Below are 26115 nucleotides of genomic sequence, written 5' to 3' on the forward strand. Positions count from 1 at the left end.
CCGCTTAAAAAACGGAAGATTGAATGTTATTAATTAATCTGTAGTATTTATGATACTACATTTTCTTTTTTCCAAGCAAATTTTTGAAAAGGTGCATCTACAGGCGTATTTGCAATATGGTTTGTATAGTTACTAATTGTTTTTTGAGCCAATCCTAAAATGATTTCTAAAATTTGTTGCTCTCCATAACCAACCGCATAAAATGCTGTTAAATCTTCTTGAGAAACATAACCACGATTTCTAACAATCTTTAAAGTCATGTCTTTTAAGGCTTGCAATTTTTCATTTGGCATTGCGGCATCATTTCTTAAAGCCTCAGATAACGCGCTGTCTACTTTCATCATATTTGCTATTGCTGTATGCGCAGGAACACAATAATTACATCCGTTTTCTACATTAATAGTTTGCCAAACTACTGTTAATTCTTCTGCGTTAAATGAAGAGTTCATAAAAAGTTCATGTAATTTCCCATACGCTTCATAGGTTTGAGGAGAAGAGGCCAAAACACCATGTAAACCAGGAATCATTCCGTTATTTTTCAAAGATTTTTCTAATAATGCTTTACTTGCTTCTGGAGCAGTTTTAATTGTTTGTATTTTTAAAGTTGTCATCATTTTTATTTTTAATGTTTATATTTAAATAACTAAACGACTGTTTAGTTATTCGTTAAAAAAAGGATTATATATTATTGAACGTCATTTCTATATAATCTTCAATTTCTTTTCTGCTATTAACTCTAGCAGCTGCGGCCAAACCATGTTTTGCTAACAACAAATAGTTGGCATGCTTCAATATTGTTTCTTCATCTTTAGAGCTCTCAATGCTTAATTTTTCTATAATTAAACTCTTAAGATCATCCATAAATAAAGACATCTGTTCTTTTATAATGGGGTCTTCACTTTCAGAAAATTCATTATAGGTATTGGTAACAAAACATCCTTTTTGGTTTTCTTCTTTATACAGCGCGCTCACGGAGTCATAGAAAAATTGCTTAATATCTTCAACACCATTAGAAGCGTTCTTAAACTTATTGAAGAACACGTTAGATTTTGTTTTGTACGCTTTTAAGCTCTTAATAAAAACACCATGCTTATTACCAAAACTAGCGTATATAGAGAATTTGTTTATACCCATTTCTTTTTCAAGCATTTGCATAGACGTGTTTTCATAACCGTTTTGCCAAAACAAGTTCATTGCTTTATCGATTACTTCATCCTCAATATATTCTTTTTTTCTTGCCATTATTTCAAAGTACAGTACAAAACTAAACAATCGGTTAGTTATGAAAAAATAATAGGCTATTTATTTTAATTTAAGAAATAAATCAGGAGGTAAGTACTTGATTATTAGCTTTTTTTTTTTGTAAAATTATTATTTACTAATATTTCTGTTTTCGAAATGTAATATGGATTATTACATGTTTAAATGCCTACTAGAAAGTAGACTTGTACTACCAATTAATTTTATAGCGTGTTGTATCCCCTTTTTATTCCTTTTTCAGTTTAAATAACTTAAAAGTATCTGCTTTTGGTTGATATCCTACTTTTTCTTTTGATTCTGTTATGTCTAATCGTTTGTATCTGTTATCTGAAATAGCTTTTAGAACTTCATAGTGTATATTTTCTGTTTCAATGCATCCAATCAATAATTGATTAAAGTCGTCTGGGTTTAGAAAAGCACTTAAATCTCTTGCGTTCATTTCTGTAAAATCCTTTGGAAATTCGTAGGCTCCAATTCGTAAACATATTGCAGAAATTCCGTTATTATGTGCATGATAAGCGGCTAAATCTTCTCCGAAACATTTTGATACTCCATACATGTTTTTGGGTTTTACAAGCATGTTCTTGTTTACCTGAATATCGGTGGGATAACTTTCAATAGTTTGGGCACTACTAGCAAAAATTAACCTTTTGCACTTTGCTTTTACGGCTGCTTTAAATATATTTTGGGTTGTTTTTATATTCGTCTCCAAAATTTCGTCCGATTCGGAAATCGGGTCTACTATTCCCGCCAAATGGATTACTGTATCAATTCCTTCGCATAGTTTTAAGCAAACTGATACGTTCATTAAATCTGCTTTTTTGATGCTCACTTTATCGGTAAAAACACCGCTAGGTGTTGCAATATCTGCAACGGTTATTTTATATTTATGTTCGAAGTTTTGGACAAAATAGGTACCTATTTTTCCAAACCCTCCAGTCATTAGAATTTTTTTCATTGATTTTTGGTTGTTTCCCTAAATTGGCTACAGTGTGCTTTTATATGATTAGTTGCTGGTTTTATGGACTAAAATTAAATAAATACAAGCCGAATAAAAAGTTTGTAAATATTTTTAATAAGGAGGCCTGCACTAGTAGTTAATTTTATAAGGTATTGGCAATAGTAATTGATGTTATTTGAAATACAATCCTTTACTCTCCAGCTTCCCAAAGTATTTTTCATACTGTTGAAGAGCGTAAATATCCATCATACCACCTACATAATCTAAAACTCTTCTATCCCATTTTTTAATAGACCTGTAATTTGCTGGCAATAACTTCATGTCTTTATTGTAGTCTTTGTCTGTGTATAATTCAAATAATCGAGTTAATACATGTTTACCTAACTGTTCATATTCAATAATATCAGACTGTCTTTATATTGTTTTAAAAGTTAGTTTTTTTAAACAATTTGCTAATTTTGCTAAACTTTTATACCCTAAAATATTATTAGATGTTAATCCTATATCTTTAATTAATGCAGCAGCTAATATAGAGCTAAGCTCTTTTCTAAATAACATAGCATATTCTTCAGATGTTTTATTATCCTTTGATTTTGATGCAAATCCTTTAGCATTCTCAATCATTTTTGAGAAAATAGTAGTCACATCCTTAAATTTATCACTAATACTAAACTCATGTAAAAGTTCATCAATACTAAAGGACTTTAATTTCAATGAATCTTCTAAATCATGAAAAGCATAAGCTATTTCATCAGTTATATCCATTATTTCGCAATCAATTGTTTTATGTTTTATATTATATTCTTCAAGCCAACTTTTAACTAATTCAAAATCCTTGTCATATAAGAATTTTGTGTTTTTGATTTCTTTATCTTCTTTATGTTTTTTATAATACTTGACAGTGCCAAGCATTGTTCTTACTGTCAAATTTAAACCATTGAAATTGTGGTGTCTTTTCTCTATACTTCTTAATATTCTAAACGTTTGAGCATTTCCTTCATATGTTTCTTCCGAACAATCTCCTAAAAATATTTCTCCTGCATGACCAAAAGGAGGGTTTCCTAAATCATGAGCTAATGAACAGACTTGAACAGTTTGAGTGTCAATTAATCTAAGTTATTTAGCAATTGTTTTCGCAATTTGAGCAACTTCTAAACTATGAGTTAGTCGATTTCGATAAAATACTTGACTTTTAGGTACGAGTAGCTGCATTTTTCCTTGTAACCGCGCTTCCAACAATGTAGGTGTCAACTGTTTTGTTAAACGCAACATATCCACAATCTTCACCTTCTTTTTCTGCGATAGAAAGCCAAGAAAGATCATCTTCTTTTGTGGCTAAAAATCCGTCTAGGCTCATACTTATATATAATATAAGTTTTCTGTTGTTCATGCTTATTTATTTTTAGAAGAGTTCTTTTTTGTGCATAGAAAGTTACGTGGTTAAACACCTAATTTAGTAAATACAAACTTGATATAAAATTTACTGATATTAAAGTAGTTAAGATTTAAAAAGTATTTTTATACGGTGTTAAAAATGAGCATTGATATCAGTTTCTAATAGACTGTTAAAGCGGGCTTTTGCAATCACAAAATCAGGGCATTTTTATGATCCTACTTTTGCATCTTTATTTGTGGTTAAAAAGTAATTGAAATCTAAAAATAATGAACAAAAAAGACTTAATTATATAATTAAGCCTTGAATGATAAGTGTACAGAACTAATAAAAAAAAGAGTTTTTTTTTAGCTCAGCTCTTTGTTAGTAAACGTTATTTTTATTTATTTTTTTATAAATTTGATTGCATTTCCGTTTTCAAATTTTAAGAAATATAAACCACTTTTTAAACTTCTAACATCTATTTCTTCATTATTATTAATTCCTTTTAGAACTTTTTGCCCTAATTGATTTATAATTATGAAACTCTCTATGTTTTCTTGGTTTGAAATGGTAATAAAGTCAGATGCAGGGTTCGGAAATATTGAAACTTCTGTATTATAACTATTAATAGAAAGAGTACTACCGCCACAATCTATTTCTAAAAAATATAAAAAATCTATTCCTGAATAGCCTGTAAAATCAGAACCATTAGTTGGTATTGCAGATCCATATGTTACAGATTTATAAAAACCGGGATTTCCTGTTGCAGTTAGGGAGAAGTTTGAATGGGCTCCAGTATCTTCATACACCGCCATAATCCAATAATCACCTGCCGGAAGCAAAGTAGCAGCTACAGGAAGAGATGTAACCCCACTAGCAACTGTACCTAAATCACTAGATGCTATTAAGTTATTAGGAACATTATTAAGATCTTCATAAACAGCCATTTGCACTCCTGATCCAGAATCATTTCCTACTAAATTCATAGATGTTAATGTACCTTCTTCCGCAAGCGTAAATTTAACGCCTAATAAGAAATCTTTACTTAGATCATCAGCTAAAAAATCATCTGATGTAGTTTCATTCCCAATATTGCAATTTTGAGAATTACCACAATCTATTTCTAAAAAATATAAAAAATCTATTCCTGAATAGCCTGTAAAATCAGAACCATTAGTTGGTATTGCAGATCCATATGTTACAGATTTATAAAAACCAGGATTTCCTGTTGCAGTTAGGGAGAAGTTTGAATGGGCTCCAGTATCTTCATACACCGCCATAATCCAATAATCACCTGCCGGAAGCAAAGTTGCAGCTACAGGAAGAGATGTAACCCCACTAGCAACTGTACCTAAATCACTAGATGCTATTAAGTTATTAGGAACATTATTAAGATCCTCATAAACAGCCATTTGTACTCCTGATCCAGAATCATTTCCTACTAAATTCATAGATGTTAATGTACCTTCTTCCGCAAGCGTAAATTTAACGCCTAATAAGAAATCTTTACTTAGATCATCAGCTAAAAAATCATCTGATGTAGTTTCATTCCCAATATTGCAATTTTGAGAATAGGTGTTTACGCTAAAAAGAATAATTAATAGAATGTAAATTTGTTTCATTTGTTAAATAATTTAATTGTTAATGTTTAAATGACAACAATGTTACGACAATACGACCCTTTTAAATAGCGTATTAATACCCTATTTTTTTAGAATAAGTATCTCTATTTAATCTTACTGAAAAGACAATATAGATTTGCCTCCCACAGTTATTTTTTATATAATTTATTTGTTAATTACTGCGCATATTGAGCGTTTACTCTAGATATTTATTACTGTGTTCTTGTAGGTGTAGCTCATTGTTCTCTTTGTTCACTTAGAGGTGTTTTTTTAATTACGGCCAATGTGTTTGTGTCAGGAAAATTTGTGAGTTTTAAGCACTTATTTAGCAGTTTTTTATATGCGGCTTCAGTTTGTTAAAAAACCTGAAAGAATAAAAGAGTTGTTTTTTGTAATTTTCTGATAGCTATTTTTATTAATAGAATTTTAAAACGTTTACAAACAACATGTTTCTTTAGTTTGTATTAAATATCTTTAGATAGAAAAAGAGGAGAACTATAATGTGTTTTAGATTTGAAGCTCCAGTGCACGTGCAAGTCCTCTCTTTCTATAAAGTTACCAAGAACTATTTGGAATTCTAGGAGTTAAATCTAACCATAAAGGAAGTAGTTAAAGCAACATATTTATTCAATTAAATGTCAAAACATGAAAAATTACAAAGAAGTCGTAGAAATTGATGTATCAAAAAAAACAATTGATGCTTATTGTTATCAAGTTCAAGTTAGCAAGGAGTGTAAGAATGATACTGTTGGTTATAAAAGCATGAAATACTTGCAGAAAATTATTGTCTCAGAGAAATACGTTGATAATGGCGACTCTGGATGGGCTTGGTATGCGGGTATATAAGCATGTTTTACAATGTATTTTTACAAGTTTAATAATCCACAGATTGGTAACCGAACTACTAAGGTTATATTTATTTTATGTTTTTTCTTTGTCCAATTAAAAATAGTCAAATAGGAATAATGAACACAATAAAGAAATACAAAATTTTGGGAGAGCTTAAAAACTCACCATTCTTAAGTATCTTTTATTGACTTTACTAATGGCGTTATTTTTAATCCATTGGCTAAGCCTTTTTCATTATTTATTTTAGCAAATCGGCCGTTGTTACCTGTAGGTAAAATCTAAGGCACAATAGTATAAATTTTAGGCTCCATTAAGAACTCATAATCATCAACTTTTACAAAAGTATTTTTAACTGGGAATACTTGTTTTGCTTTTTCTACAAATTCATGAATGCTTTATTTTTTTTAGGCCCAACGGCTTTGTAAGTTCCAACTTTTTTATCTTCACTTAAGCAGATCATTCATTCTGCCACATCTCTTACATCAATATATTGCACTATCTCATTCCTTTTGCCTGGCACTAAAACTTCGTCACCTTTACTCAATCTGATTGGCCAATGTATAAATCTGTTTGATTTATCAGCGGGTCCAAACATATAAGTGGGGCGTACTATTATGGTTCTGTCTTCTCCAAATTGGTTAATGGCTCCAGGTTTTTTTAAGATTAGTTCTGCACTTTCTTTAATATCCCTTTTTAAATAGGGGTATTATATACTCCTGTAGAGGATGCATACAGATAGAGGTGGTAATTTTCTTTTAATAATTTGGCAGATTTTTTAGTCCATTCAGCATCATGCCCAGAATTATCAATTGCAACATCCCATTTGCGATTTTCTAAGGCAGTTAAATTATTTTTTCTGTCACCAATTAGGTGTTCCACATTTTTAAATAAATTTTTATGAAGCGATGGCTCAGTTTTTCCTCTTGTAAATATTGAGATGCAATGTCCTCTTCACATCGCATAAGCTACTTGGTGAAGTTCTAAAAAAAACATGCTTTTAGTTGTCTTAAAGTTTTGTTAAAAGGGTCGTTTTTTGTTTTTTAAAATTAAACCTTTGTCATCGAAATTAGTCCTATTTTTTTATAAAAAATAACACCTAAAAAATAAATGAAAAAAATTTTAATTCTACTTAGTTTTTTTTTAACCTCTTTTACGTATTCTCAAACAAAAGATTTTGAAATAACAGGAATCATTAAATCTACTGATAATAAAGAAATATTGGAATCTGCTACTGTTCATCTAGAAAGATTAAAAGATAGCAGCATTGTAGCATATACGATTACAGATGCAAAAGGAAATTTTAAAATTGCTGCTAATACTGCTGATTCTAAAACGAAACTAATCGTTTCTTTTATAGGTTTTAAACCATACTCTAAAATTATAGCGGTAAAAAACCAAAATATTGGTACTATATATTTAAAAACAGCAAACACATTAGACGCTATTGTTATTCGATCTGCTGCACCAATCATCATTAAAAAAGATACGGTAGAATTTAATGTAAAATCTTTTAAGACAAAAGCAGATGCAAATGTTGAAGATTTACTTAAAAAATTACCCGGAGTTGAAGTGGATGCAGAAGGTGCTATTACCGTAAATGGAAAGCCCGTGAATAAAATTTTAGTAAACGGAAAACCTTTTTTTGGAAATGACCCTACAATTACAACAAGAAATTTAACAAAAGATATTATTGAAAAAATACAGATTTTAGACACTAAAACAAATGCACAAGCTTTCTCTGGTGAAGATTCTGATGGAGAAAACAAAACGATTAACTTAACTATTAAAAAAGAAAACAATAAAGGATATTTTGGTAAAGTAGCTGCAGGGAAAGGAACCGATGATAGATATGAATATGCTGGTTTAGCAACTCGTTTTAAACAAAGCGAAAGAATTGGTTTGCTTGCTGGAGGAAATAATGTGAACTCACCTGGTTTTAGTTTTGGAAACCAACGATCACAGTATGGTGGAAATAATAGAAGTTTTGGTGGGGGACAAGGAATTATTACTTCTAACAATTATGGGGTAAATTATATTAATACATTTAAAAAAATAGTTGAATTTTCTGGAGATTATTTCTACAAAAACAGTGAATCAGACAATGCATCTACTAGCAATAAAGAAACTTTTTTATCTAACGGAGATAGTTTTTTTAGGAACTCTAAAAGCAATTCATTTAATGAAAGTGATAGCCATGATGCAAGCGTAGATTTTGAAATGGAAATAGATAGTACCTTTAGAATCGATATAGAAACGGACTTTAATAAAGATGTAAACAGAAATGCTTTTAATAGTACTTCAGAAAGTTTAAACAATAATCAAACGCTTACAAATGATTCTAAAACAAATTCTATAGCCGACTCTGATAGAAACCAATTTGATAATGAAATAAATTTTTCTAAGAAATTTGGTAATAGAGGCGCATTTATAAGAGCAGAAATTACAGCTAATTTTAGTCAGAATGAAACTGAAGATTTTGTAAAATCTGAAACCAATATTTATGGTACAGATCCAGATCAAATTATAAGAGATCAATATTCAGATGGTAGTTCGGATAGAGAGCAAATTGGTAGTGAGATTACCTATCGTTTACCGCTTTTGGCTAATAAATTATTTTTAGATGTTGCCTATGAATATGTTAATACAAAAACAAAAACAATACGTAACACATTCGATTTTAATACAACTACAAACGATTATACAGATTTTAGTAACTTATTGAGTACCGATTTTGAGTATTTAAACAGAACAAAAAGACCAAGTGCAGAACTCGAATTTAGAAATGAAAAATGGTCTGCTTCTGCTGAAATTGCCTACGTTAACAGAACTTTAGAAAACAAAGATTTTTTAAGACCAGAAACAAACCTTGAAAGAGATTTTAATAATTTAGAATACGGTTTTGGAGTGCGATTTAGAAAAAGTAGAAGTAATAGCTTTAGAGTTCGATATAACTTTAGAAACAGCACACCAAGTTTATCGCAATTACAGCCCTTTAGAGATGAATCTAACCCTCTTAACATTGTTACAGGAAACCCTGCTTTAACACCTTCTAAAACGCATAATATTCGTTTTGGTGCTTCTGATTTTAATTGGCAAAAAAGAACTGGTTTTTGGTCTTTTGCAAACCTCTCTATTACAAATGACAGAGTCGTATCAAAAACTATTATTGATACAAATACTTTAATTAGAGAAACAACCTATGCAAATGTTGATGGCTTCTTTAACTTTAGAGCTGGTGGAAGTTACAGTTCATTAAAAAAATGGGAAGACTTTGGTAGTTTAAAAGCTGAACTTACTGTTTTTGGTAATTATGACAAAAACATCAACTTTAATAATGGTGTTCAATATTCAAGTAAAATAGCAGCAATTTCTCCTAGAATCGGGTTTGATTTTAATTGGGATAAAGTGTTACAAATTAGACCAGAATATGCAGTCTCTTTTAGTAATACTATTTATGATATTGATCAGTTTGAAAACAGAAACTTTATAAGTCATGATATAACGATTCAAACAGCTACTTTTCTTCCGAAGAAATTTGAATGGAGAAATGATATAAAATACAATTACAACCCAAATATTGCCGATGGTTTTCAAAAAAGTGCTTGGTTTTGGAATACTTCATTACGATATTCGATATTAAAAGACCAAGGTGCAATTAGTTTAAGGGTGTATGATGCCTTAAACCAAAATACAAATGCAAGAAGAATTGCTTCTGAAGATTATATTGAAGACTCATCTAGTACTGTTTTAAACCAATATGCAATGTTATCATTTACTTGGAAATTTAACAGCCTAGGTAGTGCAGGCAAAAAATTTGAACCTTCAAGTAGAAGAAGTTACCATTAACACCTCCTTTTAAACGAACAGAAAGTATAAAACAAATTTTGTTACTCCTTTTTTTATGTTCCTTTACTGAATGCAAAACAAGGGTTTTGAGATATTTATGAGTGAATTGTAAACAAAGGAAAAGATGAGAAATATGCATTGATAGCCGTTTCTAATAAACTCTTAAAACAGGCTTTTGCAAACGCAAAATCAGAGCACTACTATGATGCCACTTTTGTATTTGTGGTTAAATAGTAAATAAAATATAAAAATAATAAACAATAAGAGCTTAATTATAAAATGAAGTCTAGTACAATAGTATACAAAACTAATGAAGAACAGCGTTGTTTTTAGCTTAATTCATTGCGGGAAATAGTTTTATTTGTCAATTATAACTTTCATAAGTCAAATTAATATCAAAGAAACCTTCGGGTTTTTTAATTTACATTAATTCGCATATAATAGCCATTCGGTTTTTATCATGTTTTTTAGTGTTTTTTTAACTTTCGTCTCAAATCTTAGTTGATAAATAATTATTTTAGAGTAATCATATTCTATATATCAATCATTTTTTTTTTCCAAGTAATAACCTTAAACCAATAGACATTGTCGACCATTCAAATTCTGGGCTATCATCCGAGTTCACTCCTCTTACGGCAAAAAATATTGAACCCTGAGGAACACCTATACCTAGCGTAGCTTCTGCAAACATTCCGCTATCTTCAGTATTAGGTTTTAAGTCTACAGCATACCCCGCTCCTAAACCAAGCGAAAAAATTCCAAGATAGTACATTCGTACAACAGCTGAGATTGGTAATAACTGTAAATCATTATAAGTTTTATCTCTGATTGTATACGAGTAGCCAACAGAAACACCATACTGAAATGAAGTTGGTGAATTTAAAGGCAAGTTTTCAATTTCACTATTCTCTTTTTTTGTAGAAAACATATAGCCCAGATTTAATGCTGCATTGAATGAAGATGTTTCCTTACTTAAAGTGTTGCTTGGAAGACCTAAACTTACTTGTGTTTCAAATCCATTTTGTGCTTTCACAGTATTTAGGAGTAGTAATGTAAAAATTAGTAATAGTATTTTTTTCATAATTATTGTTTTTGCCAAATGGTGTTTGTTATTTTTTAATTATTATATTAAGATGCATATCCTAGACCAATACCAATACCAATACCAAAAATACATATTTTGCTTTAAAAACAAATCCTCCGTTGGGTTTTTAGTAACGATACCTTACATAAAGTAATGGCAAAGTAACAGAATTTTAATTATCAATCTCTATCTTTGAGAAAACACCTGTATTTAATTCAAAATGCTAAATTTTCTTTCCAGTTAACATTGTTACTCCTGTTCTTATATTCATTTACTGAATGCAAAACAAGGGTTTTGAGACATTTACGAGCGAACTATAAACAAAAGAAAAGCTAAAAAATAAGCATTGATAGCCATTTCTAATAAACTAATAAAACAGGCTTTTGCAATCATGAAATCAGGGCATCGGTATGATGTAGCTTTTGTTATATGTATTTGTATTTAAATTATTCGTACGCTTTTAAATACTTAATTGTCTATTGTGTGTTTTTTCTTTTAATACCTTGGCAGCTCTGGTGTACCCGCTGCTACCACCATCAACAAAATGGATGTGTTTTGCATTTCTATTTCGAACATAACAAGACATTATACTGGTATTACTAACATGAATACCATAAATAATTAGCTCATTTTTTTCTAAATCATCTAGATATTCAGTTAACAATTGTCTTTGCTTTGCAGTACCAGAGATAACCATATTAATACGTCCATCAATTACAAGGATATCAGATAATTGCGTTAATTCATTTAGATATTTTCTACCTTTTGAATTGGGCAAATAATAATATTTACCAAGTACTCCAGTTATCCATACCTTCAAAAAGTTTATAACTCCAAACTTCTTATTACTAGCTTTCAGTTCTGTTCTAATCTTCTGATAATTAAAATTTAATTTTAATTTAGGAACAGAAATAGGGTTTCTATCACTTAATGAACCATATATTTTATCTGTTTTTTCTAAAATTTCTTGAAAGATAGAAGCTTGTTTTGATTCACTTAAGACGTTAACTAATAATGAAACCACCTCATTTGAGTTTTCTGGTGGGGCAATTTTATTCCACCTACATTCCATTCCTTCTAAATCTAAATGAGTCTTTTTTGTGTTTGGTTTCTCAAGAATTTTATCTTTAGATTTTATTACTTTTTCAGCAAAGTGTAGCCCATTGCCTAAAACTATTGGAATTGTGTGCAACTTATTAATACTTGCCTTGGCAATTTTTAATTCTTGATTATTTTTGTAAACATTAGAAACGGAAATATTTCCAACTCTTAAATAAATATCAAATTCTTTTTGAATATTTTCTTTATGTAACGTCAAAGCTTCCATTATTTCTGGTAGTAAAATAGGTGGAATTAATAATGTAGCTCCATCTCCACCAAAGAAAAAAGGAATATCGATAACATATTTTGAAGCAATATTTAACGCAGCAATTATACTTCCTGTTGCTATTAGATTTACTCTTTCAGAAAATCCATTTTCTACAGCTGTAGTGGAACCTTTTATATCTGTAACAACAATATACCAATCATCAGGGATTTGTTGGAATAGGTCAGTTTTTGAAAGTATTTCATTTACTGGCTCTTTGTGGTTTTCAAGGTTTGTATAAAATAAAGTGTTTTTCATAATATATTTATATAAGAACCATTAGTGCAAAAAAATACTTTGTTCATAGATTTTTTTTTAAGAAACCTTCACTTTTAATTGTGTCCAACGTTTCAATACATAGGAAACGTAGTGTATAAAAATACACTATATTTCGATTAAGTACTTCACCAAAACTTTTTATTTTGTTATCTCTTTTTTGCTCTAAAGCCAAATCAAAAAGATTTGGTGGACACATTAAGCTTTTGGTTATCCAACAAAACCCGCATTAATTACAGCCATTGTTAGCAGTAGTTTATATAAAATACATGTACCCTTTATTCATTCTCATAATCATGAACAAATCTGATATGAGGACTGCTGGCCATCAAGTTAGGATTTGTTCCTTCAATTCCCTCAGGAATTGGCTGGTTGCGTGTTTTGTAATAAGTTACCCAACTAGGCATTGGGTTTCCCGTGCTATCGTTAAAGGTCATTGGGTGAGTAAGAAAAGGAATAGAATCTGTAGGTAAATCTTGAGAAGAAAACATTTTATAAACTAATTCTGAGCAATAATAAGAAGCGTCATCCCATAAAAAAATTTCATCATAAGGCGTATTTATTCTATCGATTCCATACGCTATTGCTTTAGAAATATAAGGCTGGTAATAGCTATCTAGTCTTGCAACCCTGGTTTGAGATTTGCTGAATTTATTTTTATTCCTGTTCAGAAATTTTATTAAAGGAGTTTGGCAAATTCCTTCTTTTGGAACCGCCTCCACTACAAACCATTTTTCATCTTTTTGCATTGCCATACCAACATGCGAATAGTTTTTAGAAAATGAAGTTGCCGTTACATCTTTAATCGCATTATCTATTTCGCCTGTTCCCGTATTTTGAAACAGTAAATCTCCTTGTTTTATTTCAAAATTATTGTTTTTTTGATTGTTATTGCAACTGAGCAAAACAAAGGAGAATATAAGTAGGGTGCAAGTTTGCTTTAAGGTCTTATTCATTAGTTTCTTGTTGTTAATTTAAGAACGGGACAAAATTACTGCCAACATCTTTGTAATATGGTTTGTTGTGTGTTTTAAACGCCCAATCTACTAAATTAAGAAAGATCGGCGAAACTCCTTCGGAATTTCATAAGTAAACTTGCACTAGTAATTAATTTTAGACATCTTAAGTTTGTCTTTTAGTACAAATCTTTTGCAAGACATATACAGTCTTTAATGTCTTTTAGTTCACCATATTTTTCAATTAAATTATAATGATTTCGTTGATAAAGTTTATTTGCTTCTGGTTGTTTTGAGCCCATAAAGAGTAAACATTTAGTATGTCCTAATTCTCGAGACCAATTTTCTAATGCTGATAAAATCTTTTCTCCAATTCTTTGTCCCCTTGCTTCAGGAGAAACATACATTCTTTTGATCTCCATAGAATTATTGTCGTATTTAGAAATAGCTCCGCAACCAATGGCTATGTCTTTTTTCAGTATCAAAACAACATACTTAATACTAGATATTTTATTAAATTGAGATAGAGGATGAGTTTTTCCATCTCTATTTGCAAGATCAGAATTTAGTAATTGAACAAGTTTTTCAAATTCCGGGTTTTGAGAGTTTGTTCTTATTATTTCTATCATATTTTGGAGTAAGCTAAAATGACGCCCAACGGGTTTTCCATATCGTTTTTCACGTGTTTTAAGCACCTAATTTAGTAAATACAAACTGAATAAAAAATTTACTGATATTGAAGTAGTTAATATTTAAATAGCAACATTTTTATAGCGTGTTAAAAATTAGCATTGATAGCCAGTTTCTAATAAACTATTAAAACAGGCTTTCGCAATTGCAAAATCAGGGCATCCTCATAATTCAACTTTTGTGACGGTATTTGTGGCTAAATAGTAAATGAAATCTAAAAAAAAATGAACAAAAAAAGCTTAATTATAAAATTAAGCCTAGCATAATAGTGTACAAAATTAATGAAGAAAAGCCTTGTTTTTTAGCTCAGTTCTTTGTTGTGTGCCGTTTTTATTCTTTTATTTGAGTTGTTTCAGTTTTCTGAAAAATAGGTTTTCCTTTTAATGCTTGTACTAGTGTTGTCGTTGCTAGAAGTCCGTAGAATATTGAAATTATAATTGTTGCTTTTGTGTTTTTAAAGATAAAGAATGAAAGCAGTGGAAGTATTTGTAAAGCGTGCATTCCTATGAAGTGAGATACTCTTAAATCACCTACCGTTTTACTCCAACCTACAATAAACCAGTTAGAATTATCATTGATTGCTCCTACGCTATGGTTCATTCGTGAACCCATTAAAGCACCTTCGAAAGAAAAAACTACAAAAATGAGTATTCCAAAACGAATTGCCCAAACATAGTAATTTGGTAAATCAGGAAAAGTCTGTGTAAAAAACAATAAGCCAATGTATGCTGTATATAGTGTTACGATTGTAGCCGCTAAACCCATTAATGAATACAACATTGAATACGTGGATGTACTTACATTGAAATGAGACATCTGTCCTTGTGAGGCTTGAAAAGTGATGTATAAAAGTTCAAAACCAAACAAAATAATGACTACCCAATTAAAAGGTGTTATATTAAAATTTGCCAAATAATGGCAATACCATGCCATTGTCCAAGCGAATACTCCTATTGAAACAGCAAATTTGAAAGGCTTAAACCAAGCGTTTACTCCGTGAACTTGTGTAGTTGTAAGTTTAGTTAAAACGATAAAAATTATTGTAAGACATAAGCAGAACAAACCAAAATAAAACAAGGATTCGTTCCGAATTTTTAATTCCTTAATAAAATTTAATATTCCTTCAATCATTGCCTTAGTGTTTTTTGTCAAGCGTAAACTTCGGTACAAAATAATTCAAGCAATAAAGCATTGCACCGTATGTGAAAATGAGCGTAGGCATATTGGTATTAAATCCTAAATCAAATTCTGGAATACCAAATAACTCTCTAAAAGATTTTGTTGCAATTAGTAGCATAAAAATAATTCCATAAGCGAAAACAGAAATAATTGCAATTCTATTTTTTGTAGTTCTAATAATTCCTTTTTTTGCTTCTTCTCTAAAGAAATACCATAGAGCCCCAATACTAAATAAGGCTTCTATTAAAATAGCTACATAAGGATTAGACGCATACAGTCCAAGACCTACTTCTATTGTGTCCGCTCCAAAAATGTGGTGCATATGACCTGAAAATAAATCTAAAACAAAATGGATAGAGACTAAAGCCACACTTACTAAGCCTATTTTAGTACTTTTAAATAGGAATCTCCCAAGTAAGAAAACAGTAGCCAACCAAAATAATTGAGGTAACAAATCATGACTGTATAACATATCGACTACCATATTACTTAAAGTGGCATCAAAGGCGTCACTTGGATTGGTTGGTTCAATACCTAAATAGTGAAAGGTAAACCACAAAAAATCTTGCAATTGAGATATAATTAAAAAATAAAGTAACGTTCCTTTTGGGAATTTTTGTTTTGCAATTAATGCCGTTGTAAAATGTCCTGCTAACATAATTCTTGTTTAATTTTTGTAATATTGCTATCGAATTGAAAGCAAAAATATAAATTACTATCGAATTAATAGTAATAATTTCTAAAAAATGAAAAAAGAATTTCGTTCTGGATGTCCAATCTCTTCTACACTCGATGTTGTAGGTGATAAATGGTCTTTGTTAATTATTAGAGATATGCTTGTTAAGCATAAAAAGACTTTCAAGGAAATTTCTGATTCAGACGAAAGAATTGCTCCGAGCATTTTATCTGCACGATTAAAATTGTTAGAATCGTATAAACTGATATTCAGAACGAAAATGCCCGAAAATAAAAAAGAAAATATTTATTTGTTAACGGAAAAGGGGATTCGTTTAACTCCAATAATTATTGAATTCAGTTTGTGGGGAAATTCCAATATGCGAGAATTTAATGAAATAGATGATATTGAAGGCTTGAATGCAGATAAGACTTTAATTATTCAAACTGTTCAAGATAGTTATAATGCTATGTTGCTTAATTTCCGATAATGTTGCTCTCAAATGGCATACCACGGTTAGTATATGAAGCGCAGCCTGCCGATAGGCGGCTATGATTTCATATACAGTGTTGTACGCTGGCTATTTTTTTTTGCTATTCTCTTGATTAGTTTTAGAGGGTTAATTGCTTTTTAGTTTTTCGGCTACTTCATCATAGTATTCCTGTGTTACTACTTCAGTCCAAGTAGTTGGTTGTCCACCGCCATATAAAGCCAAATATGTTACATCACTAAGCTTTGAGGAGGAATGCCAATGTTCCGTATCTTTCTCACATTTAATTAGATCTCCTTCTTTCAAAATTACAGGCTCATTTCCTCTCTCCTGATAATAGGCTTCTCCATCTACAATTATCAAGACTTGCGCTGTTCCATGTTTATGCCAATCCAAGGTTGAGTTTGCTTTAAAAGTTGCTTTTGTGATGTTATAACCTAATTCTTTATCATCGTGGATAATAGCGTTCAACCAAGCTTCTCCGATGTAATGAGTATTGGGTGCTTTATTACCTTCTGTCAGATATGAAGCAACCTCGTATTCAGTCTTTTGAGAATAGGCTGATAAAGAGACTAGTACTAGCAAGAATAAAATTGAATTTTTCATTTAATTTAAGTTTTTAGTTATTAACCATCGATTCATTAAATCGGCTATTATTTTGTTGTTTAAATCTGACATCGGGAAATGAGTATTGCCTTTTATTCCTTTTTCAGGTAAATGTATAAGAGTAACATCTCCACCATATTCATTAACTACGTTTGTCCAATGTTTTGCCATTTCTAATGCGGCACGCCATTGCTCTTGACCCGGATTATCAAATACTTTTTCTTTTGGAATATAATCGCCATAGTAAATAACTATAGGTATTTCAGTCAATCTTTTGAAGATTTCCTTTGATACACCACGAGCAGATAGAGTGCCTCCAAAATATGAGATTGAATTTGGAACTTCATTTTCTGGAAAAACAAAGTTGCTCCCTGGCTCAAAACTGACAATAGCCTTGATACTTTCATTTTTTAAGGCAGTAAGCCAACCTTGTCCACCACTATGAGAGTGAGTAACCAATATGCCATCACCAATCTTGTCAAATAAGGTTGACATTGTATTTATATTTAATTCGATATCTAAGGGTCCTGTATCAGGTGTTATTTGGCGAAAGAATTGATTAAGAGCTTCGGATTCTTTAGAGAATTGAACATCAGGATAAAATTCATTGTTTATTCCTAGTCTGAAAATCCCAAACCAAAGTTGGTCATCAGTATTTGCTGTCATTGTCATAGGCTTTGTGCTTCTTCCTGATAGTCCACGTCTTGGCTGGTCAACTAAATAAACAGAATATTTCTTTTTTAAGAAAATGGATTGGAATCCTTCTCTACCGTCAGGCGTAGTTTGCCAAGTTCTCATTGATTGACCATAACCGTGCCAAAACACCAAAGGTAATTTCTTTGATTGAGATGGTATTTGATAAAAAACAGTAGCGTGGTCTCCGTGAATTGTCTGTCCTTCTGTGTTTTGATTCGTTGGATTAAAAAAACCGTGAGCTACAGGGTCGAAATTTCCAGAACTTTGTAACACTTCCCCTCCGACTGAAAAACTTCCTTGCTCACTAATTTCGATAATGTCAATATTTTCTGAGGCAACTTTTTCTTCGTTATTACAGGCTACGTATAAGATAGCGAATAATAATGCTGAGGCAATTCTCCAATTTTCAATTTTATATGTCATTTTCTTGCTACTTCGTTTTTTTAGCTTGCGTACGTTTAGTATAACAGCAGTAGCGGATTAAAACGCACTAACTATCGGTTTACAATATTCTAATTAAAAGCAATAGCGGTTTGAGTTTACACCTAAACCGCTATTGCTTTTATACCTTGTTGGCATTAGTTATTCTTTAATAATCTTTCTTGTTGTACTACCTGAATCTGTTTGGATGTATAATAAATAAATACCTGATGATAGAAAAGATGTATTCACATTAGATTCATTTGACTTAGAATTATCAATATATAATTCAGAACCTTCCATATCTAATATTTTAATAGTTTCAATTTGATATGATCCTTCTACTTTAATATTAACGATGTCCTGAAAAGGATTCGGGTATGTTTTAACAACATTATCTAATAAAGAAGCTTCATTAATACTCAAAGCTGAAAAGTCTACAAGGCATAGAGAGTTTCGCAGTGGGTTTACTCCATTATTCCCTATATTAAAATCATGTCTTTGAGTTATATTGCCATTTAAGGGATTATATTCAACAATGCTACCATTGGTAATAGTACCACCAGAACAGGTTATATAAAACCTTCCGTTTGATGATTCTATAAATGTTCCTATTGGTCTATACCCTTCAAAATCTAGGAAGTTAGTAAATGTAAGATTTCCTGTTGCCAGCTCTACCTTATAAAACGTACCTGAATTGACATCTTGTTGATTGTGTTGTGCAGTAGCAGAATATAAGAAACCATTTTTTTCTATAAAACCACCTTGTGGATCCCAACCTTCAATTGCTACAATCCATTCAAAACTCCAAAGGTTTTGATAGTTATTGCCATTTTTTTCAATTTTAAAAAGGTTTCCTTTATTATTAGCTCCACCTAATTTTGAAGCACCATAAAGGTAGCCATCTGAAGCTTCAAATAATGGATTATTGCTAGCCCCTTCAAATTGATTACTGTTGGGAAAACCTCCAGGCGATGCATAAACTACCTCAAGTGAGTCTGTAGCGGTGTTAAATCTAATTATTGCACCATAACCGTTTGTTGAGCCGCTAGCCGTTGTGAAGTATATATGAGCGTCAGATGCCTCCATTAATTTACTTTTATTTGGACCATATATGTTGGCATCTAAAGTGTCTAAAATTGAAATTGTACCCGTATTTATATCATAAGACCAAATTTTTCCATCATTACCCATACCTGTTATTTCACTAGTGGAATACAATAAACCATTAGTGTGAAGTAATGGGCTGATATTCTGCAAATACCCTGTCGGAGATAAATCATCGAAGTATTGTATTACTTGCAAATTATTTGTTAGAGGATCAAATTCATAAAAAGAACCTGCCGCAAATACTGCTCCAGCATTAACAATTTGTCCATCAGAGTTTGTAAATCCGTAAAGCTTACCATTACCAGCTAATGTTAAACCTGCCGTGGGATTACCTCCAGTTGTGGTAGTGAAATCAAACAGTTTCTGAATGTTTTGACCATTTTGGTCAACTCTGTAAATAGTTCCTAGACCATTTGCTCCCCCTGCGAATGTGGTGCCATACATGTATTGTTGTGCGTTTACAATTACGCAAGCCAATAGACTAAAAATAATTGCCAGTGTTAGTTTTTTCATGTTTGTAGATTTTTTAATATTAATAAGTTTAGTTTTTTTTAATTAATACCAACGGTTAGTATAAGAATAGTAGCGTGTTTACGTGCGAGGATTTTCCGCAGGAAAATCAGACGTAGTAAACTTGCAACGACCTTTGGTTAAGCCCAAAATTGAGTGATTATTTTTATACATTGTTAGAAGCCGTTATTGAGTTTTTTGAGATACTTCATTAGCCTTAAATTCAGCGAGACCTTGTATAGTTCCTTTAATACATTCACAAGGTGTTGGTCCTCCTTCCCAGGCATCTTCACAAGGCTTTTCAATTATTTCTGGCCGATTCTGTTTTATCCAATCCTTTGCTTCATAGTATACGTCAGGATCATTTGACGATGTTTGAACAGATCTGATTTTTCTATCTTTTATGATAATATGAAAAGTGTCTGTAACATTTAAATCTAATTGAAGTGCTTTCATTAGATCATCTTTTACTGTAACAGGACATATAACTAGAGAATCATTTTTTTCTACACAGTCAGCACGATTTAATACTTCGTAATTTCCACATTCTGCCCATTTCTGATAATACAAAATAGAAGGATGTGATTTTTTAGCATATGATAGCGATAATTTCAAAGAATCTTTATTAAATGAATAAAATGCATCAATAAACTTATTTGCTATTACAACATTATCGTTTTGGTGAATATTAATTTCAGAGTTAGTTCGATTTTTACATCCAATAAATATTAGAATAGATAAGTAAAATATTTTCTTCATTGTTTTAATGTTTTTTGGTTTGGCCTTAATGGCTTCTAACGTTGTTGTATATAATTTGTTGCGTGTTTCAAGCAACTAATTTAGTAAATAATTACGGACAAAGAAAGTCCGCGAGGACTTTCGCAAGTAGGCAATAAGCCAGCAATAAATCATATACGGTGCTAGCTTTTAGTGCTTTATATTACTCTAATTTCAGTTTCTTGTTTTTTCCAATGAATAAGTACATTAAAGAACCTATAAAAGGTATAAATATTACTACTAATATCCATATTAGCTTGTCATTTTGTAAGAACTTATTTTTTAAAATATCAATCAAACAATAAATCCAAAGTCCAATTGATAAAAGTATTAAAGTTTGCCACACAAAAAGTCCGATTGAGAAGTCATTAATTAGATTATCCATATTTTTAGCTTTTTTTGGTATTCAAATTCAAATTTTATTTTATTCAGTTCCGATTTTCTATTTCGCAGTTTTGTCAAATTCTGAACAGTAATTCAGTCAGTTTTTATAGTGCAATTCCAAAGTTATATTTTATTGTCCGTTTGAGTGATAATTCAGCGTATTTTTCCAATAATTAAAGTAAAGTTTTCCTGCTGCTATTGTTGAACCTATCATTAAAAAGTAAATCATTACATATTTTTTTTGAAAAAAACTTTCAGTAAATAAATCAGTTGTGCTTAATGTCAATAATAATAATCCTACAAACCACAATAATGTAAATAAAATCAAATTCTTTATCGTTGGATTTTTTATGAAATTTCTTTTAACTGTTTTCATTTTTTTATTTTTATTGTCTGTTTTTCTTAATTTAAAATTCATTTTTTTGTTTTAGAATTCCGATTTCGCAAACTTGCTAATGCATTAAAGCTAACGTTGTTGTATAAGCTTTGTTGCGTTGTTTAAGCAATGAATTTACTAAATAAAACACGAACAGCGAAATTCCGAAGGAATTTCCCAAGTGAGCCAAAGCCAGCAATAAAGTTTATACGGTGTTAGCTACAGTTATTTTCTCAAGTAGCCTAACCTAATTAAATTAGTTTTTTCTTTTGTTAAATAAACCTTTTTATTAGCTACCAAGTAAATTTCATCACTTATATCCTTGATATGTTCATATAAATGGTCTGAAATTAATATTCCTTTTTTTTCTTTAGATTGAATAATTAAATTCTTGATTTTTTGAACGTGAACAGGCATAATTTGAGAAAAAGGCTCATCAAGTATTGCAAATTTTGATTCCGATTTTAAAATGAGATATGTTTCAATAATTCTTCTTTCTCCTCCAGATAATGTTCCTAAACAATTCTTTGATATGTTTTTAAATTCTGGAAAATATTCTGCAAAATCAAAAAAATCTAATTTAAAAAAATTGAATACTGTTTTTATTTTTAGTTTTTTTGGAATAAAATTGTTTTGTGATAAATATAAGATATCTTTATTTGAAGGATTTTTATTGAAAAAAGAAACTTCGTTAATTCGTAAGGATTTTTCTCTTGGTTTGAGAGTTCCCATAATTATTTTGAACAAAGAGGATTTTCCCGAACCATTTCTTCCTAATACAGCTGTAATAGTTCCTGTTTCAAGTTTTAAATAGACATTGTTTAATATTTGATTATTTTTAACTTCAAATAAAACACTATCAATTTCTAATTTATTTTTTCTCATTTAAGTTAATATTATCATTATAAAATAAATCATAAAGTCAAAACTAATAGTTGAAATCCATAAGTATTTTTCAGATAAACCAAGGTTCTTGTAAAAAATAAATTCGTCTTTATATGAGTCATTTATAAAATAGTAGATAATTCCTAATGTAATTATTTTAAAGAATATTAGTATTGAAATTATTAATCCATTTCTTTCCCAAAGATTTATTAAATAACATAAAAATCCAGATATTATGATACTTGCTAATGCAAATGACTTATAAAAATAAAATATTAAATGTATCTTTTTCACTTTTCAGAATAGCTTTTTTTTAATTTATCTATTATTAATTACTCATTTTTGGAAATGAGTGGAATTGTAGCTAACGGTTAGTATATGAAGTGTAGCCTGCCGATAGGCGGCTATGATTTCATATACATTGTTACCTGCTGGCTTTTATTTTTTTCTTTCGTTAAGTTCGATAGAGTGAGAAGTCCACCTACCACCAATATTGCTCCGCCCACAAATGGGAATCCCGCTCCAACTAAGTCCGCCACATTAGAAGAGAACAAAAACGGTAAGCAAAATAGCATTCCAAATACTCCTGTCAAAACTGTTGCTATTGCAGCAAATTGAGTCAATTGTTTCATATTCATTAGTTTCATTTTTTGTCGCTTTGTTTTAGCCAATTCAGTTCTTAATTCACTAATTTGCTTGTATGAAAAGTCGTTAATTGTCCATTTTGATATTGGAATAGTTTGTCTTCCTTTTTTAAAGTCCGAATAGAAAGTCAACCACAAGTCAGGAAGAAGAAGAGCACCGAAAAAGAAAATTGTGAATGAAGGAATTGAATAGTTTCCATTTCCAATCATAAATGCTTGCATTCGAATTTCGTCTTCCGCTGTCATTTTGTAATCAAGCAATACGTGCTTTAAGTCGTGACTTTCATATTTTGGCACAAGAGTCAATCGGTGGTCGTCCAAGCAATTTGCGATTTCCTTGCCCAATGTCCCGTTTTCAAGTTTTCTTAATTCTTCAACTTGTTGGTGGTACTTGTCCATTTTACTGAAATACTCAATTGTCGAAACAGAAGTATCAAATGAAACCTTAATTATTCTTCTTGCTATTTTCTGTAAAATGTTCATTCGCTCGTTGTTTTAGCTTGCAGGTAACGGTTAGTATAAGAATAGTTGCGGGTTTACGTGCGAGGATTTTCCGCAGGAAAATCAGACGTAGTAAACTTGCAACGACCTTTGGTTAAACCCAAAATTGAGCGATTATTTTTATACATTGTTGTGGTGCGTTTTTTTTACCACGGTCTTTTTCCAATTCGTGATTCCATTGGGTTAGTTTTTAATTCGCCAGTATGTGCATAAACCTCAAAACTTGTACTATCCCAATTCATTAATTTCAGAGTTTTGTCAGTCAGTTTTATTATTGAGGTATACGGTTCTGAAATTCCATTATATTCAATTCCGTTGTGAGTGAATTTAGTCAGTTTCTCAATCTGCCATTCTATTTTTCCGTCAGTATTTATTCCGTAAACATTTTCATTCGTAGTTGATTCATAATAATCAGTTCGCACGACTAAAAACCCGTCAAAGTCAATCACTTCTTTTATTTCATTGTCAAATTCAAGCAATTTTTCGCCGATTTTAAGTTCCTTATTTTGAAATTTATACGTCATTTCTCAAATGCACCACAACAATTGTATATGCGTATTGTTGATATATCGCATATATGTTTTATGTCATAAACTTAACGTTTTTCAGCATATTGTCCAAAGGACTTTCGATATTTTTATTATTAATATAAATTGTTTTGGTATAGATTTCTGTAGTTTTCGGAGAGTTATGCCCTAGCATATTCTGTAAATACCTTAAATTTACATTGTTTTCTATGCAATGTGTAGCAAACGAATGACAAAATGGTGTGCGAGCCTAGGGTAGGAGTAGCGTGTAATGTATGTGGAAATAAAAATGTATCAATTATGTCTATATGTAGACTAATTATTGAGTAAAAAACTAAGTGCTCAAAGAAACTAATGATTATTTTTTATAAAAAAAATCAGTTTTAAAATTTAAATGGTTTCCTTTGAATTAAATTATAAATGTATACGTTTTGAAATATATTGAAATCCTAATAAAGCTTCGTAAAATAATTCGTTCTATAAATCTTGAAAGTAAAAAGGTAGAAAAAGAATTAGGTGTTAGTATTCCACAACTTTTAGTACTTCAGTATTTATCTGACCAGCAAGACTATCGTGCCTTTGCTAAAGATATAAAAAGTTACATCAATTTAAATGCGAGTACAGTTTCTGGTCTTATTTCTAGATTAGTAAGTAAAGGGCTGGTGGCTAAAGTGCCAGAACCCAATGATAAAAGAGCTGTTTTTATTACGTTAACTGCCAAAGGTGCTGAGCTACTTCAGAAATCTCCAATAACGCTTCAAGAAAAATTATCAAAAAGGCTAAAAAAGTTAACCCCTATGCAGATTGAAGAATTGAATAGGAATATAGAATTACTAACTTCTATAATGGAGGTTGAAGATTTAGATGCAGCTCCGTTACTTACTATTAAAGAGATGTCTGACACTCCTAATTAGTAAAACCAATATTTTGAGACCTTAATATCATCACTCTCCTTAAAAACACACACAATCTTTTTTACAAGCTCCTAAGCGCTGTTCTTGGGTGGTAAATCATGTTATAACAGATAAATAGTTTCTATACGAACTATTTATCGTACATTTGCATTATAATTACTATTATAAAGCTTTTTATAAGTATTGTTTCTCTAAAAACTAATTAGATAATAAAAGAAGAATATTTTGAAAAAGCAATTATATGGGTAAATAAAAAATCCACAGTTTCAATGAAAGCAATACCTAAAGGATATAAAAATTCTAAAATAATTGTTAGTTAATCTACTAAGTAAGAAACACAGACCGGTTTGTTATTTATAACTAACGGTGGTGTTAAACTTTATTCTGAAGTGTCTTAAAAGATGATAATGAAAAGAAAGGTTGCTAAACAGAAAACTTCCTATATTCAATGAAACGAGGGAAACTCAATTTATCAGTTCCCAAAATCCATAGCGTCTTTACTTAAAAAATGATAGCACACTTTAGCATAAGTTCCATGATTCACTTGCTTTAGATTCAAAATTTCATAGTGTAAAACAGTTAGTACAAGATCCTCCAAAAAAAAGTTAGATGTCTCTGTTACCTAGTTAGGTATGTTTCTATAGTTACGCTCATAAGGCAAAATGAAGTTTCAAAATTTAATGCAAGGATTGTTTCAATCGGATGTGGAAAGTACAAATGAGAACTTAATAAATAAAGAAGCAAATAGCATTCGGTTATATTTTGGTATTGGTTCTTTTAGGTCCATTAGTTTTAAGGAAATTGTTAAAATAGTTGGGATTACCAGTGAACGATTAATGTTAATTAAATAGATAAAAATTAATTGGTTAATTATATTATTAAAAAAATAATAAAGACCTATTTAGAATAATTAAATAAATAAAAGAATAATGTTAAAAATAAAAGTAGTAGAAGGTGAATCAATAGACAGAGCTATAAAACGTTACAAAAGAAAGCATAGAAATGTCAAGCAGTTAAAGGAAGTCAGAGATCGAAAGCATCACACTAAGAAGTCTGTTAAAAAGAGGGAAAAAATGAAGAAAGCCCAATATAAAGAACAGTATTTAAGAAAAGATCGTGAGTTATAAAAAAGGAT

At 30.5% G+C, this 26115-nt stretch carries 31 protein-coding genes; 6 read left to right on the forward strand and 25 right to left on the reverse strand.

The annotated features are described in order from the left end of the window. Positions 1 to 47: 47 nt before the first annotated feature. From BTO04_RS02430 to BTO04_RS02450, 7 genes are all read right to left on the reverse strand, one after another. Complete coding sequence (locus BTO04_RS02430) at positions 48 to 611, reverse strand: carboxymuconolactone decarboxylase family protein (protein ID WP_087562984.1); 564 nt, start codon at positions 609 to 611, stop codon at positions 48 to 50. A 67-nt stretch (positions 612 to 678) separates the two neighbouring features. After that, positions 679 to 1242 carry a TetR/AcrR family transcriptional regulator gene (locus BTO04_RS02435; protein ID WP_087562985.1) on the reverse strand — a complete coding sequence of 188 codons (564 nt, stop codon included), beginning with the start codon at positions 1240 to 1242 and terminating at the stop codon, positions 679 to 681. A 244-nt stretch (positions 1243 to 1486) separates the two neighbouring features. After that, entirely contained in the window at positions 1487 to 2218 is a 732-nt protein-coding gene (locus BTO04_RS02440) for an NAD(P)-dependent oxidoreductase (RefSeq protein WP_087562986.1), read from the reverse strand. Between the two features lie 174 nt (positions 2219 to 2392). Beyond that, complete coding sequence (locus tag BTO04_RS15140) at positions 2393 to 2623, reverse strand: hypothetical protein (RefSeq protein ID WP_157662484.1); 231 nt, start codon at positions 2621 to 2623, stop codon at positions 2393 to 2395. A 12-nt stretch (positions 2624 to 2635) separates the two neighbouring features. Then, a complete protein-coding gene (dgt, locus tag BTO04_RS02445) occupies positions 2636 to 3328 on the reverse strand; it encodes a dGTP triphosphohydrolase (protein ID WP_157662485.1) in 693 nt (230 codons plus the stop codon). 85 nt (positions 3329 to 3413) lie between these two features. Continuing rightward, positions 3414 to 3611, reverse strand: a complete 198-nt coding sequence (locus BTO04_RS15145; protein ID WP_157662409.1) for a hypothetical protein — start codon at positions 3609 to 3611, stop codon at positions 3414 to 3416. 386 nt (positions 3612 to 3997) lie between these two features. Then, the gene (locus tag BTO04_RS02450; RefSeq protein WP_087562987.1) at positions 3998 to 5218 is read right to left on the reverse strand and encodes a T9SS type A sorting domain-containing protein; all 1221 of its coding nucleotides are present in this window, start codon (positions 5216 to 5218) and stop codon (positions 3998 to 4000) included. A gap of 645 nt (positions 5219 to 5863) precedes the next feature. Between BTO04_RS02450 and BTO04_RS02455 the strand changes: the two genes are divergently transcribed. Beyond that, positions 5864 to 6064: a hypothetical protein gene (locus BTO04_RS02455; RefSeq protein ID WP_087562988.1), complete on the forward strand. Its 201-nt coding sequence runs from the start codon at positions 5864 to 5866 to the stop codon at positions 6062 to 6064. Between the two features lie 463 nt (positions 6065 to 6527). On the opposite strand, the gene BTO04_RS15695 is transcribed toward BTO04_RS02455, so the two are convergent. Both BTO04_RS15695 and BTO04_RS02460 read right to left on the reverse strand, forming a co-directional pair. Continuing rightward, the gene (locus BTO04_RS15695; RefSeq protein WP_368356371.1) at positions 6528 to 6752 is read right to left on the reverse strand and encodes an NAD-dependent epimerase/dehydratase family protein; all 225 of its coding nucleotides are present in this window, start codon (positions 6750 to 6752) and stop codon (positions 6528 to 6530) included. A gap of 8 nt (positions 6753 to 6760) precedes the next feature. Continuing rightward, positions 6761 to 6946, reverse strand: a complete 186-nt coding sequence (locus BTO04_RS02460) for a hypothetical protein (protein WP_087562989.1) — start codon at positions 6944 to 6946, stop codon at positions 6761 to 6763. A gap of 228 nt (positions 6947 to 7174) precedes the next feature. Between BTO04_RS02460 and BTO04_RS02465 the strand changes: the two genes are divergently transcribed. Further along, complete coding sequence (locus BTO04_RS02465) at positions 7175 to 9913, forward strand: outer membrane beta-barrel protein (RefSeq protein WP_087562990.1); 2739 nt, start codon at positions 7175 to 7177, stop codon at positions 9911 to 9913. A gap of 544 nt (positions 9914 to 10457) precedes the next feature. Here the strand turns inward: BTO04_RS02465 and BTO04_RS02470 are convergent. The 6 genes from BTO04_RS02470 to BTO04_RS02495 form a co-directional block, all read right to left on the reverse strand. Next, the gene (locus BTO04_RS02470; RefSeq protein WP_157662410.1) at positions 10458 to 10994 is read right to left on the reverse strand and encodes a hypothetical protein; all 537 of its coding nucleotides are present in this window, start codon (positions 10992 to 10994) and stop codon (positions 10458 to 10460) included. A 463-nt stretch (positions 10995 to 11457) separates the two neighbouring features. Then, positions 11458 to 12621 carry a DUF3095 family protein gene (locus tag BTO04_RS02475; RefSeq protein ID WP_087562992.1) on the reverse strand — a complete coding sequence of 388 codons (1164 nt, stop codon included), beginning with the start codon at positions 12619 to 12621 and terminating at the stop codon, positions 11458 to 11460. A 296-nt stretch (positions 12622 to 12917) separates the two neighbouring features. Next, a complete protein-coding gene (locus BTO04_RS02480) occupies positions 12918 to 13595 on the reverse strand; it encodes a YiiX/YebB-like N1pC/P60 family cysteine hydrolase (RefSeq protein ID WP_232455930.1) in 678 nt (225 codons plus the stop codon). Positions 13596 to 13774: 179 nt separating this feature from the next. Next, on the reverse strand, positions 13775 to 14224 hold the full coding sequence (locus BTO04_RS02485) for a GNAT family N-acetyltransferase (RefSeq protein ID WP_087565301.1): 450 nt from the start codon (positions 14222 to 14224) through the stop codon (positions 13775 to 13777). Between the two features lie 391 nt (positions 14225 to 14615). Beyond that, positions 14616 to 15416: a hypothetical protein gene (locus BTO04_RS02490; RefSeq protein ID WP_087565302.1), complete on the reverse strand. Its 801-nt coding sequence runs from the start codon at positions 15414 to 15416 to the stop codon at positions 14616 to 14618. Positions 15417 to 15420: 4 nt separating this feature from the next. Continuing rightward, positions 15421 to 16122, reverse strand: a complete 702-nt coding sequence (locus BTO04_RS02495; protein ID WP_087562994.1) for a hypothetical protein — start codon at positions 16120 to 16122, stop codon at positions 15421 to 15423. 88 nt (positions 16123 to 16210) lie between these two features. On the opposite strand from BTO04_RS02495, the gene BTO04_RS02500 reads away from it, so the two are divergent. Next, positions 16211 to 16630 carry a helix-turn-helix domain-containing protein gene (locus tag BTO04_RS02500; protein WP_087562995.1) on the forward strand — a complete coding sequence of 140 codons (420 nt, stop codon included), beginning with the start codon at positions 16211 to 16213 and terminating at the stop codon, positions 16628 to 16630. 129 nt (positions 16631 to 16759) lie between these two features. Here the strand turns inward: BTO04_RS02500 and BTO04_RS02505 are convergent, their stop codons facing one another. The 10 genes from BTO04_RS02505 to BTO04_RS15700 form a co-directional block, all read right to left on the reverse strand. Then, entirely contained in the window at positions 16760 to 17236 is a 477-nt protein-coding gene (locus BTO04_RS02505; RefSeq protein ID WP_087562996.1) for a cupin domain-containing protein, read from the reverse strand. Beyond that, positions 17237 to 18355: an alpha/beta fold hydrolase gene (locus tag BTO04_RS02510; protein WP_087562997.1), complete on the reverse strand. Its 1119-nt coding sequence runs from the start codon at positions 18353 to 18355 to the stop codon at positions 17237 to 17239. 159 nt (positions 18356 to 18514) lie between these two features. Continuing rightward, entirely contained in the window at positions 18515 to 19975 is a 1461-nt protein-coding gene (locus tag BTO04_RS02515) for a choice-of-anchor tandem repeat GloVer-containing protein (protein ID WP_087562998.1), read from the reverse strand. A 183-nt stretch (positions 19976 to 20158) separates the two neighbouring features. After that, entirely contained in the window at positions 20159 to 20731 is a 573-nt protein-coding gene (locus tag BTO04_RS02520; RefSeq protein ID WP_087565303.1) for a hypothetical protein, read from the reverse strand. A 181-nt stretch (positions 20732 to 20912) separates the two neighbouring features. Beyond that, positions 20913 to 21134: a PLDc N-terminal domain-containing protein gene (locus tag BTO04_RS02525; RefSeq protein WP_087562999.1), complete on the reverse strand. Its 222-nt coding sequence runs from the start codon at positions 21132 to 21134 to the stop codon at positions 20913 to 20915. A 129-nt stretch (positions 21135 to 21263) separates the two neighbouring features. Beyond that, entirely contained in the window at positions 21264 to 21551 is a 288-nt protein-coding gene (locus BTO04_RS02530) for a hypothetical protein (protein WP_232455931.1), read from the reverse strand. 183 nt (positions 21552 to 21734) lie between these two features. After that, positions 21735 to 22394 (reverse strand): ATP-binding cassette domain-containing protein, encoded by a 660-nt coding sequence (locus BTO04_RS02535; RefSeq protein WP_087563000.1) that lies wholly within the window; start codon positions 22392 to 22394, stop codon positions 21735 to 21737. 404 nt (positions 22395 to 22798) lie between these two features. Next, complete coding sequence (locus tag BTO04_RS02540) at positions 22799 to 23521, reverse strand: hypothetical protein (protein ID WP_087563001.1); 723 nt, start codon at positions 23519 to 23521, stop codon at positions 22799 to 22801. A gap of 164 nt (positions 23522 to 23685) precedes the next feature. Further along, the gene (locus BTO04_RS02545; RefSeq protein WP_087563002.1) at positions 23686 to 24063 is read right to left on the reverse strand and encodes a hypothetical protein; all 378 of its coding nucleotides are present in this window, start codon (positions 24061 to 24063) and stop codon (positions 23686 to 23688) included. A 58-nt stretch (positions 24064 to 24121) separates the two neighbouring features. Then, on the reverse strand, positions 24122 to 24277 hold the full coding sequence (locus tag BTO04_RS15700; protein ID WP_087563003.1) for a hypothetical protein: 156 nt from the start codon (positions 24275 to 24277) through the stop codon (positions 24122 to 24124). A gap of 220 nt (positions 24278 to 24497) precedes the next feature. Between BTO04_RS15700 and BTO04_RS02555 the strand changes: the two genes are divergently transcribed. The 3 genes from BTO04_RS02555 to rpsU all read left to right on the forward strand — a co-directional run bounded on the left by BTO04_RS02555 (position 24498) and on the right by rpsU (position 26107). Next, positions 24498 to 24980 (forward strand): MarR family winged helix-turn-helix transcriptional regulator, encoded by a 483-nt coding sequence (locus BTO04_RS02555; protein WP_087563004.1) that lies wholly within the window; start codon positions 24498 to 24500, stop codon positions 24978 to 24980. Positions 24981 to 25642: 662 nt separating this feature from the next. Next, positions 25643 to 25831, forward strand: a complete 189-nt coding sequence (locus BTO04_RS02560) for a hypothetical protein (protein ID WP_087563005.1) — start codon at positions 25643 to 25645, stop codon at positions 25829 to 25831. 78 nt (positions 25832 to 25909) lie between these two features. Next, positions 25910 to 26107: a 30S ribosomal protein S21 gene (gene rpsU, locus BTO04_RS02565; RefSeq protein ID WP_087563006.1), complete on the forward strand. Its 198-nt coding sequence runs from the start codon at positions 25910 to 25912 to the stop codon at positions 26105 to 26107. Positions 26108 to 26115 lie beyond the last annotated feature (8 nt).

The organism is Polaribacter sp. SA4-10, assembly GCF_002163835.1.
In the GTDB taxonomy this organism is placed as follows: domain Bacteria; phylum Bacteroidota; class Bacteroidia; order Flavobacteriales; family Flavobacteriaceae; genus Polaribacter.

Coding starts and splice junctions, on each gene's coding strand:
- BTO04_RS02430 (WP_087562984.1), bottom strand. CDS start 611: ATGACAACTTTAAAAATACAAACAATTAAAACTGCTCCAGAAGCAAGT.
- BTO04_RS02435 (WP_087562985.1), bottom strand. CDS start 1,242: ATGGCAAGAAAAAAAGAATATATTGAGGATGAAGTAATCGATAAAGCA.
- BTO04_RS02440 (WP_087562986.1), bottom strand. CDS start 2,218: ATGAAAAAAATTCTAATGACTGGAGGGTTTGGAAAAATAGGTACCTAT.
- BTO04_RS15145 (WP_157662409.1), bottom strand. CDS start 3,611: ATGAACAACAGAAAACTTATATTATATATAAGTATGAGCCTAGACGGA.
- BTO04_RS02450 (WP_087562987.1), bottom strand. CDS start 5,218: ATGAAACAAATTTACATTCTATTAATTATTCTTTTTAGCGTAAACACC.
- BTO04_RS02455 (WP_087562988.1), top strand. CDS start 5,864: ATGAAAAATTACAAAGAAGTCGTAGAAATTGATGTATCAAAAAAAACA.
- BTO04_RS02465 (WP_087562990.1), top strand. CDS start 7,175: ATGAAAAAAATTTTAATTCTACTTAGTTTTTTTTTAACCTCTTTTACG.
- BTO04_RS02470 (WP_157662410.1), bottom strand. CDS start 10,994: ATGAAAAAAATACTATTACTAATTTTTACATTACTACTCCTAAATACT.
- BTO04_RS02475 (WP_087562992.1), bottom strand. CDS start 12,621: ATGAAAAACACTTTATTTTATACAAACCTTGAAAACCACAAAGAGCCA.
- BTO04_RS02480 (WP_232455930.1), bottom strand. CDS start 13,595: ATGAATAAGACCTTAAAGCAAACTTGCACCCTACTTATATTCTCCTTT.
- BTO04_RS02485 (WP_087565301.1), bottom strand. CDS start 14,224: ATGATAGAAATAATAAGAACAAACTCTCAAAACCCGGAATTTGAAAAA.
- BTO04_RS02490 (WP_087565302.1), bottom strand. CDS start 15,416: ATGATTGAAGGAATATTAAATTTTATTAAGGAATTAAAAATTCGGAAC.
- BTO04_RS02495 (WP_087562994.1), bottom strand. CDS start 16,122: ATGTTAGCAGGACATTTTACAACGGCATTAATTGCAAAACAAAAATTC.
- BTO04_RS02500 (WP_087562995.1), top strand. CDS start 16,211: ATGAAAAAAGAATTTCGTTCTGGATGTCCAATCTCTTCTACACTCGAT.
- BTO04_RS02505 (WP_087562996.1), bottom strand. CDS start 17,236: ATGAAAAATTCAATTTTATTCTTGCTAGTACTAGTCTCTTTATCAGCC.
- BTO04_RS02510 (WP_087562997.1), bottom strand. CDS start 18,355: ATGACATATAAAATTGAAAATTGGAGAATTGCCTCAGCATTATTATTC.
- BTO04_RS02515 (WP_087562998.1), bottom strand. CDS start 19,975: ATGAAAAAACTAACACTGGCAATTATTTTTAGTCTATTGGCTTGCGTA.
- BTO04_RS02520 (WP_087565303.1), bottom strand. CDS start 20,731: ATGAAGAAAATATTTTACTTATCTATTCTAATATTTATTGGATGTAAA.
- BTO04_RS02525 (WP_087562999.1), bottom strand. CDS start 21,134: ATGGATAATCTAATTAATGACTTCTCAATCGGACTTTTTGTGTGGCAA.
- BTO04_RS02530 (WP_232455931.1), bottom strand. CDS start 21,551: ATGAATTTTAAATTAAGAAAAACAGACAATAAAAATAAAAAAATGAAA.
- BTO04_RS02535 (WP_087563000.1), bottom strand. CDS start 22,394: ATGAGAAAAAATAAATTAGAAATTGATAGTGTTTTATTTGAAGTTAAA.
- BTO04_RS02540 (WP_087563001.1), bottom strand. CDS start 23,521: ATGAACATTTTACAGAAAATAGCAAGAAGAATAATTAAGGTTTCATTT.
- BTO04_RS02545 (WP_087563002.1), bottom strand. CDS start 24,063: ATGACGTATAAATTTCAAAATAAGGAACTTAAAATCGGCGAAAAATTG.
- BTO04_RS02560 (WP_087563005.1), top strand. CDS start 25,643: ATGAAGTTTCAAAATTTAATGCAAGGATTGTTTCAATCGGATGTGGAA.
- rpsU (WP_087563006.1), top strand. CDS start 25,910: ATGTTAAAAATAAAAGTAGTAGAAGGTGAATCAATAGACAGAGCTATA.